This window comes from Neobacillus pocheonensis (assembly GCF_050477905.1).
GTDB classification, from domain to species: Bacteria; Bacillota; Bacilli; order Bacillales; family Cytobacillaceae; genus Neobacillus; species Neobacillus pocheonensis_A.
On record NZ_JBCNAD010000028.1, the window covers coordinates 1 to 17,140 of the forward strand.

Sequence of the window (17,140 nt, forward strand, 5' to 3'; positions counted from 1 at the left end):
GGGCAGGGGAGACCCCACAGGCGCTAATGCGCCGAGGAGGCTCCCCGGCACGCCCGCGCGGCGCTGAGCGCCTGGAGCGGAAATCAACATCCAAATTTAACAGAGCCTATCCATAAAGTAATACATAGGAGGATTTATTAATGAAACAAGCCTTAATCAAGGATTTGTACCGAAATACAGAAAGCTATGTGGAACAGAAGGTTCAATTATCTGGCTGGATTAGAACAATTCGTGATTCCAAAACTTTTGGTTTTATTGAATTAAATGACGGAAGCTTTTTTAAAGGCGTGCAAATTGTTTTTGATGATCAAATGGAAAACTTTAAGGATATTGCAAAACTACCAATTAGTTCATCAATTAAAGTTGAAGGAGATTTCATCCACACACCACAAGCAAAACAGCCGTTTGAAATCAAAGCAACTAATATTGAGATTGAAGGAATGTCTAATGTGGATTATCCACTGCAAAAGAAAAAGCATTCCTTTGAATATTTAAGAACAATCTCTCACTTAAGACCAAGAACAAATACATTCTCTGCTGTCTTCCGCGTGAGATCATTAGCATCCTATGCAATTCATAAATTCTTCCAGGATAAAGGATTCGTTTATGTTCACTCTCCAATCATTACAGGCAGTGATACGGAAGGTGCAGGGGAAATGTTCCGTGTAACTACTCTTGATATGGATAACCTTCCGAAAAATGAAGAAGGTAAAACGGATTTGACAAAGGATTTCTTTAACAAAGAAACCAATCTAACTGTTAGCGGTCAGCTTTCTGCTGAAGCTTTTGCCCTAGCATTCCGCAATGTTTATACATTTGGCCCTACTTTTAGAGCTGAAAACTCAAACACGGCAAGACATGCAGCTGAATTTTGGATGATCGAACCAGAGGTTGCCTTTGCTGAATTGCCAGATGTTATGGACCTTGCTGAAGAGATGGTTAAATACGTGATTGGTTACGTATTAGAACAAGCGCCTGAGGAAATGAACTTCTTTAACAGCTTTATTGAAAAAGGTCTATTAGAACGTTTAGATAATGCTCACACTGCTGAATTTGGCCGTGTTACTTACTCAGAAGCCATTGAGTTATTAAAAGAATCAGGTGAAAACTTTGCCTATCCGGTTGAATGGGGATTAGATTTGCAAACAGAGCATGAAAGATATTTATGTGAAAAGGTATTTAAACGTCCAGTTTTCGTCACAGATTATCCGAAAGAAATTAAAGCCTTTTACATGCGTTTAAATGAAGACAACAAAACGGTTGCCGCAACTGATTTGCTTGTTCCGGGAATTGGTGAGCTAATCGGTGGAAGCCAGCGTGAAGAGCGAGAAGAGATTTTAGCTGGTAAAATTAATGAGCTAGGTATGAACGAAGAAGACTATTGGTGGTACTTAGAATTAAGAAAATACGGCGGAACAAAGCATTCAGGCTATGGTCTTGGTTTCGAACGCTTAATCATGTACTTAACAGGAATGTCCAATATCAGAGACGTCATTCCATTCCCTAGAACAACGGGAAATGCAGAGTTTTAATTCATAAAGAAGAGAAGACCAATTTCGCTGAATTGGTCTTCTTTCATCTTAATTATTTTGTAATTCTTCCTCGAAATAAAATGTACCAGGATGTTCTTTCACTGTATAAGAAAATCTTTTCATATTTTTAACGTATTGCCATTTTAGGATTGTGACGACCTCACCAGTGTCTTTAATGTTAACTGATTGACCGTAATTGAAACGGTTATTTGAGCTTTTCAATTTAACACCCCTTTTGTGATCCTTTTAAGTATAACATACAATGAATGTAACTAGCTTCCTTTCTATTACCATCCAACTGTGTTATGCTTAATAAAAGTGAGGTGTCATTTTTGACCAATTATAAAGCAAAGAAAAGCAACCTCAAGGATTTATTAGCCAAAAACGGTATGGACTTGGATAGTTTGGAGAGGAATACACATATTCCTAAAAGTCAACTAAACGACTACATATCAAAGAAGGTAATGAACCTAAATACTGCGATGACCATTTCAAAAGAATTAAATTGCCAAATTGAAGATTTATATGTTTGGTCTTCAGAGGAAAAGTTAGGTTAATGGTTCCATCAAAACAGACTCAATTGTGAGTCTGTTTTTTTATTTCAATGGATGTTAATATGATTAATGTTGTATTTAATATAATTAATTTTTTTATTATTTTTTATCAAAAAAATAAATTTATACCTTTAAAAATTTCAATAATTATTGTATGATGTGGTTAATAAAGGAAAGGAGATTATGATGGCGTATCCGCTCATAACAAATTGCCCGGTTTGCAGCAAACAATTAAAAATTACGAAGCTTCAGTGTACCCATTGCCATACGACTGTGGAAAATGAATTTCAGCTATCTAAATTTGCAGCTCTTGGTCAGGATCAGCTTCAGTTTATAGAGACTTTTTTAAAATGCCGTGGAAATATTAAGGAAGTTGAAAAAGAACTGGGAATTTCTTACCCAACAGTCCGTGGAAAATTAGACGATATTATTACTTCACTTGGTTACACCACAAATAAAAAGATGGAAATCGATAAGAAAAAAATTGTTTCGATGCTTGAAAAAGGCGAAATCACTGCTGAAGAGGCGATTCATTTATTAAAAGAGGGGGAATTATAAATGAAAGAAGAGATTTCAAGGGTGTTAACGATGGTGGAAAAAGGGAAGCTGGATAAAGAAAAAGCAACAGAATTGATTAATGTACTTCAAGGCAAGGAGCAATCCATTCCACTTAACAAAAATGCTTCGTATTTGAATAAAACATTAAAAATCCGCGTTTCTTCAGAAGAAGGAGACAACGTGAATGTAAACTTGCCGATTAAGTTAATCAAGGCTGTTTTAAAAGTAGGCACGAGCATCGCCGAAAAAATTCCAGAGGCTGAAAAGTATGTTAAGCATGTTAATGTAGACATGTTAATCGAAGCCATCGAAAATGAAGTAGACGGACAAATTGTCGATATCACCTCGGCAAAAGGTGAAAAAGTTTACGTGGTCATTGAATAAACCCATGATCAAAGTCCGAGTGAAAATTAAAGAGAAAAAGATTTTCATGCCTGTCCCATATCCGGTTTTAAAGTTCGCTTTAAAAGTAATTACCTCTAAAAGATTAACCAGATACGTAAACAAAGCAATCGAGAAAGATGGAAAAAAGTTTACGATTCCCCAAATTGATAGAAGAGACGTAAAACCTTTGTTAAACGCCCTAACAGAGCAAAAGGGTTTAACATTAGTTGAAACAAAATTAAAAGATGGAACTGAAGTAATCGTTCAATTATGAGCGATATTCATAAATTAAAAGAGCACGCTTGAGTGGCGTGCTCTTTTAGCATTAATTATTTAAATCACATTTATCTAAAGGAATAACCTTCGTTTTCTTCGTGAATTTATAACCAAGCCATAGGATTAGGAATAAAGGTAATCCGATATAGGATACCATTACACCATTCCAATCAATATGATCGCCCGTAAATGCGGAATAGTTTTGTCCTAGGACAACGAATCCACAGACAGCAAAGGCAAAAATTGGTCCAAATGGGAAGAACTTTGATTTAAATGGTAATAAGTTTAAGTCTTTACCTTGAGCGACATAAGCTCTGCGGAAGCGATAATGACAAATCGCAATTCCGAGCCATGCGATAAAGCCTGACATACCAGAAGCATTTAACAACCAAACGTAAACTGTACCATCCCCAAAGAAAGATGCAAGAAACGCAAGTGTACCTACAAGCGTTGTAGCAATTAATGCATTGACAGGAACACCATTTTTATTTAATTTACCAAGAAATTTCGGTGCTTTGCCTTCGCGGGCTAAGTCCCATAGCATACGTGTTGAAGCGTACATACCTGAATTTCCAGCTGATAGGACTGCCGTTAAGATAACGGCATTCATGACCGAAGCAGCAAAAGCAATTCCTGCTTTTTGGAAAACTAAGGTAAATGGGCTGACAGTAACATCACCATTGGCTAAGTTGCCATTTGTATAAGGAATTAATAGACCGATAACAAGGATAGCTAATACATAAAATAAAAGAATACGCCAAAATACTTGTTTAACCGCACGCGGGATAGCTTTTTTTGGATCATCCGTTTCACCAGCAGCAACTCCAAGGAGCTCTGTACCTTGGAAAGAGAATCCAGCTGCCATAAAGATTCCAAGCATCGTCATAAAGCCGCCGTGGAAGGGTGCATCACCAATAGTGAAATTTTTGAAACCTACTGCTTCGTCACCCATAATGCCAAAAATCATTAATGTACCAGTGATGATAAAGATAACAACCGTTACGACTTTCACTAAGGAGAACCAATATTCTGCTTCCCCGAAGCCTTTTACTGAAAGATAATTTAATAAAAACATAATCACTAAAAAGATTCCGCTCCAAATGATGGAAGGAGTATGTGGAAACCAGAATTTCATAATCATTGTAACGGCAGCTAATTCAGCGGCAATCGTAATCGCCCAGTTATACCAGTAATTCCAGCCAAGGGCGAATCCAAGAGAAGGATCCACGAATTTAGTCGCATAGGTGCTAAAGCTTCCCGCTACTGGCATGTAGGCGCCCATTTCAGCTAAACTTTGCATCAAAAAGTAAACCATGACACCAATGACGAGATAGGAAAGAATTGCGCCGCCTGGTCCAGCAGAATGGATGGCCCCGCCGCTTGCAAGGAATAAACCAGTCCCAATCGTACCCCCGAGTGAAATCATTGTAAGGTGACGGGATTTTAAGCTTCGTTTCAATCCGTCTTTATTAGATGTTTGAACTTCAATGCTAACATCTTCCTTTAAAACACGTGCTGTTTGCATAATTATAACTCCTTTTTTTATGGTTTTAGGAAGGAGTTTGGAATAAAAAATGCCACCGAGATAGACTCGAGTGGCATTGTTAATACCCCGCATCATACCTTCCGAAAGATAGCTCAACACGAATGGCTGGTAGGGCCACACGTGACAGTTCTGTTCCTATTGGGAGACAGCCCCAGCATGCTTGTTCAGAGAAGTTAGCACACTTCGGCAGCTTTTCCTTTCAAACGGAGTCAGTAATGTCTCTGCATCTCGTCCGTTCTACTAATAAAAACCGCGACCTCTACCTCATCGGTTGATGAGGATTTAGTTATGAAATTAATATACTACTAAAGTATAAATATTATTATTTTATTGTCAATGAAAAAATATTTTTGAATTCATTTATTTAATGTTTTGATGTATAATTATACACGTAAAATGAAAAAACATGTAGAAGGCAAACGATAAAATAATTGAAAAAATCTATTGAGATAATGATTAATGAATTATCAGATAATTTATTATTATTATAAAAAACTATTATATTTACATACAGAAACATAATGGGTATTATTTTTAAATAAATGGTGAAGTTTAGGAGGACTCTGTGTGCGGATTTTTGGATTGATTATTGGATCCCTTATTGTTGTCATGGCCTTTAACCTTTTTTTAATTCCACATGAAGTGTTAAGCAGCGGGCTTAGCGGGATTTCAATGATTTTTGGTATGATAACCCCTATCAATACAGGGGTGGCTAACTTACTTTTGAATTTACCTTTATTAATTGTGGGTTATAAAATGCTCGGAAAAAAATTCATTATGAATTCGATTTTTTCAGTCTTAATCATTTCATTAGGATTATATGTAGTACCAGTATTTCCAATCGCTAATGATACGATTCTTTCCTCCATTTTTGGCGGTGCGTTAACTGGGTTAGGTGTAGGAATCGTGTTTCGTTGTTCAGGCTCAACGGGTGGTTTTGATATCATTGGGATGATTGTTTCGCGCAAAAAAGACTTTCCAATTGGTGTATTGCTCTCTGGGATGAACGCAGTTGTAATCGTCATTAGTGGATTTTTGTTTAATTGGGATGCTGCACTTAATACTTTAGTTTCCATATTTGTAACTGGTAAAGTGGTGGATGCTATTTACACAGATCATGCAAAATTGACGATTATGATTATTACGGGAAAAGGCGAAGAAATGAGAGAACATTTATTGACCAATTTGTACCGCGGGTTGACAATAATGGATGGTGTAGGCGGCTATTCCAATGATAAGCGAAATGTAATGGTTACTGTTATCTCGAGGTATGAACTGAATGAAGTGAAATCTCTTATTACAGAGGTTGATCCCACCGCATTTGTTAATATTACGGAAACAATTGAGGTGATGGGGCTGTTCCACAGACCAAGTCCTTCATAATAGAGGCTTGCACTTATACATAGGTGCAAGCCTTTTCTGTGGATTGAGGAAAGGATTTCATGGTATCGTTTAGTTCTGGTAAACAAACTATAAGTAAAACTCACATTCAAGGAGGAATCATCGATGGCAACTTCATTAATCACAAAAAGCTTGTCTGATTTAATTAGCGAACGTCGTTCGGTAAGAAAATATGACCCAACATATAAAATTTCTAAAGAAGAAATTAATGATATTCTAAAGGAAGCAATAAAAGCACCATCATCTAGCAATTTGCAGCCATGGCGATTTATTGTCATCCAAGACGAAGAAGTTAAAAAAGAACTTAGATCGATTGCAAATAACCAAGAGCAGGTGGAAACAGCTTCAGCCGTGATTGCGGTCATTGGGGATAAAGAAATGTATAAAAGTGTTGAAAAAGTTTATCGTAGTGCATATGAAGCTGGATATATGGATGAAGGAAGTATGAACCGATTAATCGAAAACACTAATAATACGTATCCCCATGCTCCGGAAGAAATTCTGAAAAATATCGCTTCCTTTGATGCTGGACTTGTTTCCATGCAGTTGATGTTAATTGCTAAGGATAGAGGCTATGATACAGTACCGATGGGCGGTTTTAACAAAGAACAATTTGCCCGGAAATTTGATCTTCCTGAACGATTTTTCCCTGTCGTTTTAATCCCTTTAGGGAAGGCTGCTGCACCGGCTCATAATACTACCAGATTACCTTTAGATGATGTTTTAATTGATTTTATCTGAAAAAATAACCCCAGAAATGGGGTTATTTTTGTGAGGCTTAGTTATTAATATATTTTTCAAAAACAAAACCATAATCCTTGACACAATATTGCCTTTTGCTATCCTCTAACCATTGGAATGCTGCCTGGTTGAGCGTTTTAAATTGTACTACTAAATTGCTATCAGGACTGGTCACCCTACCTAAGGTTGAAGAAGCTACTTCTAGACTTTGCTTAGCAAATTGAAGGGAAATGTCATTTTCATGCGTAATTTCAGAGATTTTAATCAATGCCTTATATAAATCCTTTACTTCTTCAATATGTTTTTTATGAACATCAATGGAAAATGGCTGTGAGCCGATTTTAAACTTGATTTCCACATCAAGATCAACAGTTCCGGCTGTTTCAAGCATTACGTCCGATATTTTGTTAGTTGCATAACTATAACGATGCAGCAGCCGTTTCTTGCTCGTTGCACTTGTGCCGTCTAAATGGATAAGGGCGTTGTTCGTAAAACAATATTCATCTGATTTTGATTTAATGAGGAAGTAAATCTTCTCGTTATCTTCATGCATGACATAATCATCCGCATCCACTTTATCATAATTTTCCGGTTTAATGACAGAGCCAACATCACTTATTCCTAATATATCTGCGGCAACTTTTCCAAACATGGTATCAACCTCGCTTCATTTTTTATCATGACCCTCGTTATTTACGGTCGAAAGGGAATAAAGTTTCAAATTTACCTAGTCATTTTCTTTTTAACAAATTATTCAGAAATCTGCTATACTAAGTAAAGTTGACTTACCAACTTAAAAAAGAGATTAATAAAAGGGGATAAACATAATGCGGCCCATTATTTTAGGCATACTTGCCGCTTTCTTTTTTGCATTTACCTTTATTTTAAACCGGGCGATGGACTTAGCCGGCGGGAGCTGGATATGGAGTGCATCTTTGCGTTATTTCTTTATGGTTCCATTTCTTTTTGCCATAGTGCTCTTGAGGAAAAATCTTCAGCCATTATTGGTGGAAATGAAAAGGCGGCCTAGTGCGTGGCTCTTATGGAGCTTTGTAGGATTTGGATTGTTCTATGCTCCAATTTGTTTCTCAGCAGCATTTGCACCCGGTTGGTTAATTGCATCAACATGGCAGATTACAATTATTTCCGGTTCACTTTTAGCACCCCTTTTTTATGAAAAGGTCATGACAAATAAAGGGCCAATGCAAATGAAAGGAAAAATTCCCTTCAAAGGATTAGCGATGTCCTTAATTATCTTATTGGGAATTATTTTAATGCAGATCGACCAGGCCAATCATCTTTCCATTTTGGAAATTACTTTAGGGATTGTACCGGTTGTCGTGGCTTCGTTTGCCTACCCGCTTGGAAACAGAAAAATGATGGATATTTGCGGAGGCCGTTTAGATGTTTTTCAACGCGTATTAGGGATGACTATAGCTAGCCTGCCACTTTGGATTGTTTTATCAGTATTTGGTTTTCTTTCAGAAGGGCCTCCTAGTGCTGGGCAAACGATTCAATCAGGACTGGTTGCCATTTCATCTGGAGTGATTGCTACTATCCTCTTTTTTCATGCCACTGATTTGGTAAGAGGGGATATGCAGAAATTAGCTGCGGTGGAGGCAACGCAATCAATGGAAGTGTTATTTGCTTTAATTGGGGAATTGTTGCTTTTGAATTCTATATTCCCTTCAACGGTATCCTGGATTGGAATGCTATTAGTGATGGCGGGGATGGTATTGCATAGCTATATGTCCCATAAAAGTAACACAACTTCTATCAATGAAAATTCTGTAAGCACATAAAAAATCCTTATCACCTCGATAAGGATTTTTTATGTATCATCCATTTAAAAATGGACTTAGTTTATCAATCGTTTCCTGCATAAGTGCGGCATTTTTTTTGTACATCGCTTTTGATTTTTCGCAATCGGTTTGAAGCGAAAATATTTCCAAGTCTGCTTGCGTTTTTTTCAAGGTTGCAAGTAGTAGTGGTCGTTGCTGGGGCTGTGGGACCTGAATTTTATCATCATAAAGATCAACCGTTAATTCACCATATGAATCTACCTGACCTAAGAAAACATTAGCAAGAGTAACGTTTAATTTTTCTAATTCAGTATAAAGCCATCCTCTGCCTTTTCCAGATAATCGTAATGGTTCATCCATAATATGACCATCCATAATCACGGTTTGCGGCTCTTTTTCATTCGGCATTTTCATTTGCAAATCTTTTGGAGTAAGTGGCAGGTTTTCCTTTTTTAAAAGGGCACTTAGGTTACCTCGTGGTTCCAGTACAGCAAACTCTACGTCCGCAAGCTTAAAAATATTCTTTTGACGAAGGAGAGCGGAAAGCTCGTCAATCGTGTATCTTTCCTTCTTTAAATTCTCTTCTAAAATTTTCCCATCTTTGATGACAACTGTTCCTTTTCCTTCAATCATGTCCCTAAACCCTTTACTGTATAAGGAAATAAAGTCAACTAGCCAGGTAACAAAGCCGAAGATAACAACGGCTAATATTCCATGATATATATTGGCTTCAAGTCCGGTCACTACCTCGCCGGCAATACTGCCAATGGTAATCCCGGCAACATATTCAAAAAAAGATAGCTCAGAAATTTGTTTCTTTCCGAGAATTTTAGTTGTAATAAATAAGAGCAAAATAAATATGAGAGAACGAACGATAATGAATATCCATCCCGGCACTATTTTTCACCCCAATGCTTATGAGCCTTTATATTGCGGTTCTTGGCGCTCTAGTTCTAGAACACGATATTGAAGGTCTTTTTTTATACCGCCGATTGTCAAGGTTGTTTCATGAAAAACAGCTTGAGCTTCCTTATCTAAAGAGTTTAATGCCAGCGATGATAACTGTGCTTCGATCCCCTTTAAAGTTATAAGGCATTGCTTAACATTTGAAGCAACGGTCACAATGGAAACTCCCTTTCTGTAGTAAATTTAGAATTGGAAAAAATGAAAAAGGGGTTGGCAATAACGCCAACCTATATTGTTATTGATTATATTGTGGTTCTTCTGTCAATATTTCTTGAAGGCGTGGTTCAAGGCTATCGAGAACTTGTTGTGTTTGCTGGGCTGCTTGCTGATAAAGTTGTTTTGCATTTTGGTTATCTGTTGCCAATGCAAAAGTTTCGAAACTTGCCTGAGCACTTTTTAATCCTGCTAATGCTTGTTTAACCTGAGTTCCAACAGTCATACAAATAATCCTTCTTTCGTGATATGAATTGAAATTACAGAAATAGTATGTGGATTATCCTTTTGCTTATGTACAATTTTTTATATTGACCTACTGAAATTTTTTCCATACCTCGAGCATATAGATGAAACATCTTTATCGTGAGGTGATTAGTATGAATAGAGTAGGAAAAGATGATTTTGCACCAGGATTTGTTCCGCATCATAATCATGGTTCAGTCGACTACACAGGCGTTAGTTCTGGACATGTACATCAATGTCTGGATGTGACCTCACCGCCAATACCAACGCAGGATGGCGGACATATTCATTTTACTGAGGGATATGTTTTGTTTGAGGATGGTCATACCCATCATTACCGGGCCTACTCAGGACCGGCAATTCCTGTAGGAAACGGAATGCATGTTCATTATTATGACTTCCATACAACCGAAGATAATGGCCATAGTCATCACGTTAAAGGCGTTGACCAACCTTCACCGGGTACAAAATAGAAGCAAGGTCTTCCTCTGATTCAGATGGAAGACCTTTTCATTATAATAAATCTTTGTTAAAGAACATTGTTGATTTTTGAAACTCGTTGATTGGAGCGGAAATCAACAGACCAGTAAAAATGAGCCTATAATAAAATATGCTTCAAAACAAGCGGGTGCAACGCCGTTGTTTGATCGATAAAAATAAACCCATCATATCTCAATCCCATATTTGAAGGGACATAATTTCCAAAATGCTCATATTCAGGACGGTAAACCACACCAATTGCTCGGTGACCAATTGTCGTGGAAAATTCATTTTGGTTTGTTGGATTAAAAATAAGGTATTTATTAAATGCCCCCGAATGATGCATCAGATATTCCCAGCTGCCATATTGGCCAGACGGAACTTCGGTAATCTCAAAGTCTTTTCCCCATTCTGTTGCAGATATTACTGTCCCGCTATTAGTGCCAAATCCAATGATGAATATATCTTCTGGCTTGTTTTGTTCTCTAAGCAATTGACCTACATTTACCATTCCATCTTCCTTCATATCGGTTGCTCGGGCGTCGCCAACATGAGTATTATGCTCCCATATAATTACTTTTGCTTTTTCGCCATAAAACTTCATTATCGAATTTAATGCTTCTACCATATGCTGATCACGTACATTCCACGATCCTGCATCACTGTTTACCATCGTTCGGTAGTATTCTTCAGCATGGGCAGCAACCAGTGCATTTACTTCGAGATTTAAACTTTTTTCATCTTGATTGTCTAATATCCATTTGTTTTTTCGAATTGATTCTAAAAGATGAATAGATTCTTTCATGCAATCCTCCGATAAATACCCAGCAGATACAGCATAAGATTCATGATTTCGGTTGAATGGTTCAAAGCAGGAGAATGCTTTCTTCGCTACATGGAGGCTAGGGGAATTCGTTTTTTCTAAGTACTGGATAATTTCGTCCATACTTTCCCAAAGGCTATAAACATCTAATCCATAAAAACCGACCTTTTGATTTTGGGAGTGCTTCAAGTTATAATCTTTTAACCATTCCATAAGTGCGATTATTTCCTCATTAGCCCACATCCATGTTGGCCAGCGATTAAATGATTCAAGTACCTCTCTGATATCCCTTTTAGATGATTGAATCCCCTTAATATAACGGTTGACACTTTGACAGGCTGGCCAATCACCCTCAACAGCAACAAAAGAAAATCCTTTTTCCTGAATTAAAATCTTGGTTATCTCGGCACGAAGTGTATAGAATTCAGAAGTGCCATGTGATGATTCACCTAGAAGCACATATTTTGCGTCTCCAATTGCATCTATTAAGGGATTTAAATCTGAAATCGAATGGAAAGGTTTTGCATACTTTTTGATTGATTCATACATGGCAAGAAAGCATCCTTTCATCATTAAACTAATAGTCTCGGTAAAAAATAAGTTCCCCTTAATTTTTCTCAATTAGTACATAAAAAAAATCCTCTGAAGGTACCATTTTCTTGAATATGATTTTGCTACTTTATCAGATAGTTGGCTAAAAAATGAAAATGTGGCGCCTCCATACTAAAACCATATCGGTATACACAAACTATAATTTATAAATCCAAAAGGATAGGAGTGTGGTTTATGAAAACAGGTCGATTAATTTTATTAAATATCATCGTCTTAATTATTTTAGTTGGCGGGGGATTTGCTGCGTATTCCTATTACAACAACACAGTAAATTATCTATCTACGGAAAATGCGCAAATCGCGGGTCAGCTGGTAACCATTTCTGCTCCGGCTAGCGGGAAATTAAGTGATTGGGATGCTAAGGTGGGTGACCGGTTTGCCAAAGATGAGCAAATTGGAACTATCCTTTCTTCAGGTACGAGTGCAGGTGCTGTGCCAACTGAAATAAAAATAACTTTACCCACAGCAGGTACAGTGGTCCAAGCCAGTGCTGTAAAGGATTCTTTTGTAGCAGCAGGGATGCCACTAGCGCAAATGTTTGATCTTGAAAGCCTATGGGTAACAGCAAATATAGAAGAGACACATATTGACGAAGTGGCAGTTGGTCAGCAAGTTGATATTTATGTAGATGCCTTTCCAAACACAACAATAAAGGGGAAAGTAGAAAATATTGGTTTAGCTACTTCGGGTACATTTTCCTTACTGCCCAGTACGAATGCAACTGGCAATTACACCAAGGTAACCCAAGTCATTCCTGTGAAAATTTCAATTGATGACTATAAAGGACTGCAATTAGTTCCTGGGATGAATGTGACCGTGAGAGTCCATAAGTAGGTGATAGAATGTTAATATACATCACGGTTTATTTCATTTTTAGTTTACTCTTACTAGTATTATTGAATTATTTATTCTTGAAAAAAAAGAAGAAACTTCTCAAGAGAGAAAAACCGGTAACTCTAAGCGAAACTGAAGATTTACATCTGCAAGTAGAAGATTTAATAAAGGAATCGGCAATATCAGAGCCAGCACTTGAATATGTGGAAGCAAACGTAAAACCAAAGAAAAAAACATTAGGTAGGTCAAGAGTAAAGGATGCCCATGAAGATTCAGGAAAAGGTAAGATTCTAGCCGCTTTAATGCTTGGGGCGTTTGTAGCCATTTTAAATCAAACATTATTGAATGTAGCAATCCCACATATCATGACGGATCTAAATGTTTCGGCCACCACCGTGCAATGGCTTTCTACTGGCTATATGCTTGTAAATGGAATATTTATTCCTGTTACAGCTTATTTAATTGAAAAGTTTGGGACAAGGAAATTATTTATTACTTCCGTTTTTTTATTTACAATTGGGTCGATTATTTGTTCCTTTTCAACGAATTTCAGTATGCTCATGCTCGGCAGGATTGTTCAAGCTTCTGGTGCCGGTATCATCATGCCTCTTTTAATGACTGTCTTTTTCTCCCTATATCCCCCTGAAAAACGAGGAAAAGCAATGGGGATTATGGGTGTCGTTATGCTATTTGCACCAGCTATAGGTCCAACTCTATCAGGCTGGATTGTGGAGCATTATTCGTGGAGACTTTTATTTGATGTCGTTATACCAATTGGAATTCTTGATTTAGTGTTAAGTATCCTTTGGATGAGAGACGTTACAGAGGTAACAAATCCAAAGTTTGATTTTCCTGGATTGTTATTTTCGACACTTGGGTTTGGCTTTCTTTTATATGGCTTTAGTGAGGCAGGGAGTCATGGATGGTCAAGTGGTACGGTCCTCATTTCTTTATTTATAGGGACTTTATTCTTAATTGCCTTTGTTTGGAGAGAGTTAGCCACAGACAATCCGATGCTTGATTTACGCGTTTTTAAGTACGATATTTTTGCCTTAACAACCATCATCAGTATGATCATAAATATGGCTATGTTTGGAGCAATGATTTTGCTGCCAATTTATTTGCAAAACATTCGCGGTTTCACTGCTTTTGATTCAGGTCTTTTATTATTACCAGGAGCAATCGTTATGGGAATTATGTCTCCAATTGCAGGAGCTCTCTTTGATAAAATGGGGGCAAGATGGCTGGCTGTAATTGGTTTAACGATTACGGTTATCACAACATGGCTTTTTACCCACCTGAGCATGACAACTAGTTACGGTCATATATTAATCCTCTATGTATTCCGTATGTTCGGCATGTCATTTTTAATGATGACCGTTATGACCGAGGGCTTAAATCAATTGCCTCGTCATCTTGGTTCACACGGGACTGCTGCATCCAATACAGCGAGACAGGTTGCTGGCAGTATTGGAACAGCCTTTTTGGTTACCGTAATGACAACAAGACAAGGTATTCATATGGGTGAGTATTCAAGCCAAATAACTAGTGTGAATCCATTTATTGCAAATGAAACGGCACAAATTGCCCAGGGGATCGCGGCATTAGCGCATGTGCCAGCAGTGGCAGGCAATCAACTCACTAGATTTTTAATTTATGGACAAACGATGAAGCAAGCAACGATCGATGGAATCAATGATTCCTTTATCGTTGCAACAGGAATTGCTTTTGTTGCCTTAATTCTTGCTTTTTTCATTAAACGTGCACGGTTAAAAGAACAATAACCTTTATAAAGCAGCAGGGAAATGACTCCCTGTTGTTTTATTATTTGGAAATTACCAAAAGTTCACAGTTCCGTAACAATAAATCGTTAAATTCTAAATATTCGGTGTTATAATAAGGGTGTAGAAAGAAATTAACATTAAAACATCTTAGGAGACTCAACCATACGTGTTCGTTCCGTTTGTGAACGAGTAGTAAGGTTATTCCGAAACATCATTTGGTTGGTGGAGCGATGCAACATTTTAAGTAGGTGTAACTCTTAAAAAAGTCTTTTCAGATTGTTTCTATTTTTCGGTATAGAAGACAATCCAAAAGGATAAAGTTAAGACTTACAGATTTGTACAATGATAATAGAAATATTTTTATCAATGTAATAAATCTAACCAAATACGATAATGCTCATTGCCAAGAAGCCAGACATCCAAATGAAGGAATAATGAGTTTTTAATCGGTGTAAACCAAGTATTGTTTCTTAAGGAATTTGAATTCCATTATCCATGTGAATTAATTCCTTCAACGGAACAAACACACATCAGCAGAAATTTCAAAGTTTCCATTTAGATCGATTCTTGACTAAATGGGAATAAAATTTGAAAGCATATTGGCTGATGTCATGGTTGGGTCCCCTAAGATGTTTTTAATTAGCTATGTTAAAGAACATTGTTGATTTTCCAAGCTCGTTGATTGGAGCGGAAGGAGCGAAGACTCCTGCGGGAGTACGGGGTAGGGGAGACCCCGCAGGAGAGAATCGACGAGGAGGCTCCTCAGCACGCTCGCGGCTGGAGCGGAAATCAACAGACTAGTTTATCAGAGCCTTTTAATTAAGGAGCTGCTTCTTGGAGGTAGCTTCTTTTTATATTGGAATCCATAATAAATAATACTTTTTCGATAAGAATAAAGCATATTAATATAAATATGAGGCGAAATTCGATATAATATATATAGAAATATAATTTGAAAGGGGCAAGATAATGACAGGAACTCAAGAGTTAAATTTAATAGAACAGCAGGCAGCCATCATGGAAAAAATTCAGCACCGAAGATTGACAAAGAAGAAAATATTTCAGCGAATATTGTTAATAACTATTGGTGCCATTTTAATGGCAGTCGGACTTGAAATATTCCTCGTACCAAACAACGTTATTGATGGTGGAATTACCGGAATATCCATCATGCTATCATATCTTACAGGATGGAAAATAGGTATTTTCCTTTTTATTCTTAATATTCCTTTCTTCTTTATTGGTTATAAACAAATTGGGAAAACCTTCGCACTCTCCACTCTTTATGGAATTATTATACTTTCCATTACAACCACTTTACTCCATCCTGTCCCAGCGTTTACTCAAGATATTCTTTTGGCAACGGTCTTTGGGGGAATTGTTCTTGGCATCGGCGTTGGTATCGTTATTCGCTATGGCGGTTCTTTGGATGGCACTGAGATACTAGCTATCCTGTTTAATAATAAATTGCCATTCTCCGTTGGGGAAATTATTATGTTTTTCAATCTCTTCATTCTTGGGAGTGCAGGATTTGTCTTTACATGGGACCGTGCAATGTATTCGTTGATTGCCTATTTTGTTGCTTACAAAACAATTGATATTACCATTACAGGTCTAGATGAATCTAAATCGGTATGGATCATTAGCGATAATGCCAAACAAATTGGTGATGCCATTCTAAGCCGTCTCGGCCGTGGTGTCACATATATCAACGGTGAAGGTGCCTATTCAGGCGATGATAAGAAAGTCATCTTTTGTGTTATTAATCGTCTTGAAGAGGCAAAATTGAAGGAAATCGTTACAGAGAATGACTCTAGTGCTTTTTTAGCAGTAGCTGATATAGCTGAGGTTAGAGGTGGAAGGTTTAAGAAGAGGGACATCCATTAAAAGTTTACAATGTAAAAAATGTAATTTTCTGAATTTTTATGTCAGATTAAAGCGGATTATGCATTTATTTGTAATTAGTTTTTGTCGTACTGTGCGCTTACCTCGGAAATAAATACGCGAAAAATGAAATATTTCCTAAAAAGATGGCATGAACTAAGCGCCATCTTTTTAAGTGTTTAAAATAAAAGTTCATACACTTCATTTAATTGGAAGGCTCTCTTTTCGTCTTGTTCCTCTTTGGCATAGTTAATTTCTTTTGGAAGAATATGATTTAAAAAATGTATTTCTTTTTGGTTTAAATCCCTAACAAAAGCACCTTCAGATGCATAATTACCCTCCGAAAGTTTCTGATATAAATGTCTGCCCTCGGAATGTTGATCCGAATAATTTGATAAAATTTCTCGCAGATAGCCTAATGTTTGGTCCAAGTACCTCACCCATCCTTTCAATACTTTATTTTTCGTCGAGATTTTTTTTATATACACAGTTCAAGGAAGGAGG

The 17,140-nt window shown here is 37.1% G+C and carries 20 protein-coding genes and 1 riboswitch; of the genes, 12 read left to right on the forward strand and 8 right to left on the reverse strand.

All coding sequences use genetic code 11. The features are described 5' to 3' along the window. Positions 1–140: 140 nt before the first annotated feature. Positions 141–1,532 (forward strand): asparagine--tRNA ligase, encoded by a 1,392-nt coding sequence (asnS, locus tag ABES02_RS15890; RefSeq protein WP_430136752.1) that lies wholly within the window; start codon positions 141–143, stop codon positions 1,530–1,532. Positions 1,533–1,580: 48 nt separating this feature from the next. Here the strand turns inward: asnS and ABES02_RS15895 are convergent, their stop codons facing one another. Continuing rightward, on the reverse strand, positions 1,581–1,754 hold the full coding sequence (locus ABES02_RS15895) for a hypothetical protein (RefSeq protein ID WP_430136755.1): 174 nt from the start codon (positions 1,752–1,754) through the stop codon (positions 1,581–1,583). A gap of 110 nt (positions 1,755–1,864) precedes the next feature. Here ABES02_RS15895 and ABES02_RS15900 point away from each other — a divergent pair, with 110 nt between their 5' ends. The 4 genes from ABES02_RS15900 to ABES02_RS15915 all read left to right on the forward strand — a co-directional run bounded on the left by ABES02_RS15900 (position 1,865) and on the right by ABES02_RS15915 (position 3,302). Further along, a complete protein-coding gene (locus tag ABES02_RS15900; protein WP_430136758.1) occupies positions 1,865–2,089 on the forward strand; it encodes a helix-turn-helix domain-containing protein in 225 nt (74 codons plus the stop codon). A 183-nt stretch (positions 2,090–2,272) separates the two neighbouring features. Beyond that, positions 2,273–2,644 carry a DUF2089 domain-containing protein gene (locus ABES02_RS15905; RefSeq protein WP_430136761.1) on the forward strand — a complete coding sequence of 124 codons (372 nt, stop codon included), beginning with the start codon at positions 2,273–2,275 and terminating at the stop codon, positions 2,642–2,644. Next, on the forward strand, positions 2,645–3,028 hold the full coding sequence (locus ABES02_RS15910) for an SHOCT-like domain-containing protein (RefSeq protein WP_430136764.1): 384 nt from the start codon (positions 2,645–2,647) through the stop codon (positions 3,026–3,028). It abuts the gene before it with no gap. A gap of 46 nt (positions 3,029–3,074) precedes the next feature. Continuing rightward, positions 3,075–3,302, forward strand: coding sequence for a hypothetical protein (locus ABES02_RS15915; RefSeq protein WP_430136767.1), 228 nt, complete (start codon positions 3,075–3,077; stop codon positions 3,300–3,302). A 51-nt stretch (positions 3,303–3,353) separates the two neighbouring features. Here ABES02_RS15915 and ABES02_RS15920 read toward each other — a convergent pair whose 3' ends face one another. Then, positions 3,354–4,829: an amino acid permease gene (locus ABES02_RS15920; protein ID WP_430136769.1), complete on the reverse strand. Its 1,476-nt coding sequence runs from the start codon at positions 4,827–4,829 to the stop codon at positions 3,354–3,356. Between the two features lie 101 nt (positions 4,830–4,930). Beyond that, positions 4,931–5,120: riboswitch (Lysine riboswitch) on the reverse strand. A gap of 297 nt (positions 5,121–5,417) precedes the next feature. Here ABES02_RS15920 and ABES02_RS15925 point away from each other — a divergent pair. Both ABES02_RS15925 and ABES02_RS15930 read left to right on the forward strand, forming a co-directional pair. Further along, positions 5,418–6,233, forward strand: coding sequence for a YitT family protein (locus ABES02_RS15925; protein WP_430136772.1), 816 nt, complete (start codon positions 5,418–5,420; stop codon positions 6,231–6,233). A gap of 123 nt (positions 6,234–6,356) precedes the next feature. Beyond that, on the forward strand, positions 6,357–6,992 hold the full coding sequence (locus ABES02_RS15930) for a nitroreductase family protein (protein WP_430136774.1): 636 nt from the start codon (positions 6,357–6,359) through the stop codon (positions 6,990–6,992). A 37-nt stretch (positions 6,993–7,029) separates the two neighbouring features. Here ABES02_RS15930 and ABES02_RS15935 read toward each other — a convergent pair whose 3' ends face one another. Continuing rightward, complete coding sequence (locus ABES02_RS15935; RefSeq protein WP_430136777.1) at positions 7,030–7,644, reverse strand: PH domain-containing protein; 615 nt, start codon at positions 7,642–7,644, stop codon at positions 7,030–7,032. Between the two features lie 175 nt (positions 7,645–7,819). Here ABES02_RS15935 and ABES02_RS15940 point away from each other — a divergent pair, with 175 nt between their 5' ends. After that, the gene (locus ABES02_RS15940) at positions 7,820–8,794 is read left to right on the forward strand and encodes a DMT family transporter (RefSeq protein WP_430136780.1); all 975 of its coding nucleotides are present in this window, start codon (positions 7,820–7,822) and stop codon (positions 8,792–8,794) included. A gap of 36 nt (positions 8,795–8,830) precedes the next feature. On the opposite strand, the gene ABES02_RS15945 is transcribed toward ABES02_RS15940, so the two are convergent. The 3 genes from ABES02_RS15945 to ABES02_RS15955 form a co-directional block, all read right to left on the reverse strand. Next, positions 8,831–9,691 carry a DUF421 domain-containing protein gene (locus ABES02_RS15945; protein WP_430136783.1) on the reverse strand — a complete coding sequence of 287 codons (861 nt, stop codon included), beginning with the start codon at positions 9,689–9,691 and terminating at the stop codon, positions 8,831–8,833. 18 nt (positions 9,692–9,709) lie between these two features. After that, positions 9,710–9,916 (reverse strand): DUF1657 domain-containing protein, encoded by a 207-nt coding sequence (locus ABES02_RS15950; protein ID WP_430136786.1) that lies wholly within the window; start codon positions 9,914–9,916, stop codon positions 9,710–9,712. Positions 9,917–9,995: 79 nt separating this feature from the next. Next, positions 9,996–10,199, reverse strand: coding sequence for a DUF1657 domain-containing protein (locus ABES02_RS15955; RefSeq protein WP_223595571.1), 204 nt, complete (start codon positions 10,197–10,199; stop codon positions 9,996–9,998). A gap of 154 nt (positions 10,200–10,353) precedes the next feature. Between ABES02_RS15955 and ABES02_RS15960 the strand changes: the two genes are divergently transcribed. After that, positions 10,354–10,692: a YmaF family protein gene (locus tag ABES02_RS15960; protein ID WP_430136789.1), complete on the forward strand. Its 339-nt coding sequence runs from the start codon at positions 10,354–10,356 to the stop codon at positions 10,690–10,692. A 125-nt stretch (positions 10,693–10,817) separates the two neighbouring features. Here ABES02_RS15960 and ABES02_RS15965 read toward each other — a convergent pair whose 3' ends face one another. Beyond that, the gene (locus tag ABES02_RS15965) at positions 10,818–12,071 is read right to left on the reverse strand and encodes an erythromycin esterase family protein (RefSeq protein ID WP_430136792.1); all 1,254 of its coding nucleotides are present in this window, start codon (positions 12,069–12,071) and stop codon (positions 10,818–10,820) included. Positions 12,072–12,308: 237 nt separating this feature from the next. Here ABES02_RS15965 and ABES02_RS15970 point away from each other — a divergent pair, with 237 nt between their 5' ends. From ABES02_RS15970 to ABES02_RS15980, 3 genes are all read left to right on the forward strand, one after another. Beyond that, on the forward strand, positions 12,309–12,968 hold the full coding sequence (locus tag ABES02_RS15970) for an efflux RND transporter periplasmic adaptor subunit (RefSeq protein ID WP_430136795.1): 660 nt from the start codon (positions 12,309–12,311) through the stop codon (positions 12,966–12,968). A gap of 8 nt (positions 12,969–12,976) precedes the next feature. Continuing rightward, positions 12,977–14,752 carry a DHA2 family efflux MFS transporter permease subunit gene (locus ABES02_RS15975; protein ID WP_430136798.1) on the forward strand — a complete coding sequence of 592 codons (1,776 nt, stop codon included), beginning with the start codon at positions 12,977–12,979 and terminating at the stop codon, positions 14,750–14,752. Positions 14,753–15,769: 1,017 nt separating this feature from the next. Then, a complete protein-coding gene (locus ABES02_RS15980) occupies positions 15,770–16,639 on the forward strand; it encodes a YitT family protein (RefSeq protein ID WP_430136840.1) in 870 nt (289 codons plus the stop codon). 176 nt (positions 16,640–16,815) lie between these two features. On the opposite strand, the gene ABES02_RS15985 is transcribed toward ABES02_RS15980, so the two are convergent. After that, on the reverse strand, positions 16,816–17,067 hold the full coding sequence (locus ABES02_RS15985) for a sigma-G-dependent sporulation-specific acid-soluble spore protein CsgA (protein ID WP_430136801.1): 252 nt from the start codon (positions 17,065–17,067) through the stop codon (positions 16,816–16,818). Between the last annotated feature and the right edge of the window lie 73 nt (positions 17,068–17,140).

Coding starts and splice junctions, on each gene's coding strand:
- ABES02_RS15940 (WP_430136780.1), top strand. CDS start 7,820: ATGCGGCCCATTATTTTAGGCATACTTGCCGCTTTCTTTTTTGCATTT.
- ABES02_RS15960 (WP_430136789.1), top strand. CDS start 10,354: ATGAATAGAGTAGGAAAAGATGATTTTGCACCAGGATTTGTTCCGCAT.
- ABES02_RS15965 (WP_430136792.1), bottom strand. CDS start 12,071: ATGTATGAATCAATCAAAAAGTATGCAAAACCTTTCCATTCGATTTCA.
- ABES02_RS15910 (WP_430136764.1), top strand. CDS start 2,645: ATGAAAGAAGAGATTTCAAGGGTGTTAACGATGGTGGAAAAAGGGAAG.
- ABES02_RS15975 (WP_430136798.1), top strand. CDS start 12,977: ATGTTAATATACATCACGGTTTATTTCATTTTTAGTTTACTCTTACTA.
- ABES02_RS15915 (WP_430136767.1), top strand. CDS start 3,075: ATGCCTGTCCCATATCCGGTTTTAAAGTTCGCTTTAAAAGTAATTACC.
- asnS (WP_430136752.1), top strand. CDS start 141: ATGAAACAAGCCTTAATCAAGGATTTGTACCGAAATACAGAAAGCTAT.
- ABES02_RS15905 (WP_430136761.1), top strand. CDS start 2,273: ATGGCGTATCCGCTCATAACAAATTGCCCGGTTTGCAGCAAACAATTA.
- ABES02_RS15970 (WP_430136795.1), top strand. CDS start 12,309: ATGAAAACAGGTCGATTAATTTTATTAAATATCATCGTCTTAATTATT.
- ABES02_RS15935 (WP_430136777.1), bottom strand. CDS start 7,644: ATGTTTGGAAAAGTTGCCGCAGATATATTAGGAATAAGTGATGTTGGC.
- ABES02_RS15980 (WP_430136840.1), top strand. CDS start 15,770: ATGGAAAAAATTCAGCACCGAAGATTGACAAAGAAGAAAATATTTCAG.
- ABES02_RS15930 (WP_430136774.1), top strand. CDS start 6,357: ATGGCAACTTCATTAATCACAAAAAGCTTGTCTGATTTAATTAGCGAA.
- ABES02_RS15955 (WP_223595571.1), bottom strand. CDS start 10,199: ATGACTGTTGGAACTCAGGTTAAACAAGCATTAGCAGGATTAAAAAGT.
- ABES02_RS15920 (WP_430136769.1), bottom strand. CDS start 4,829: ATGCAAACAGCACGTGTTTTAAAGGAAGATGTTAGCATTGAAGTTCAA.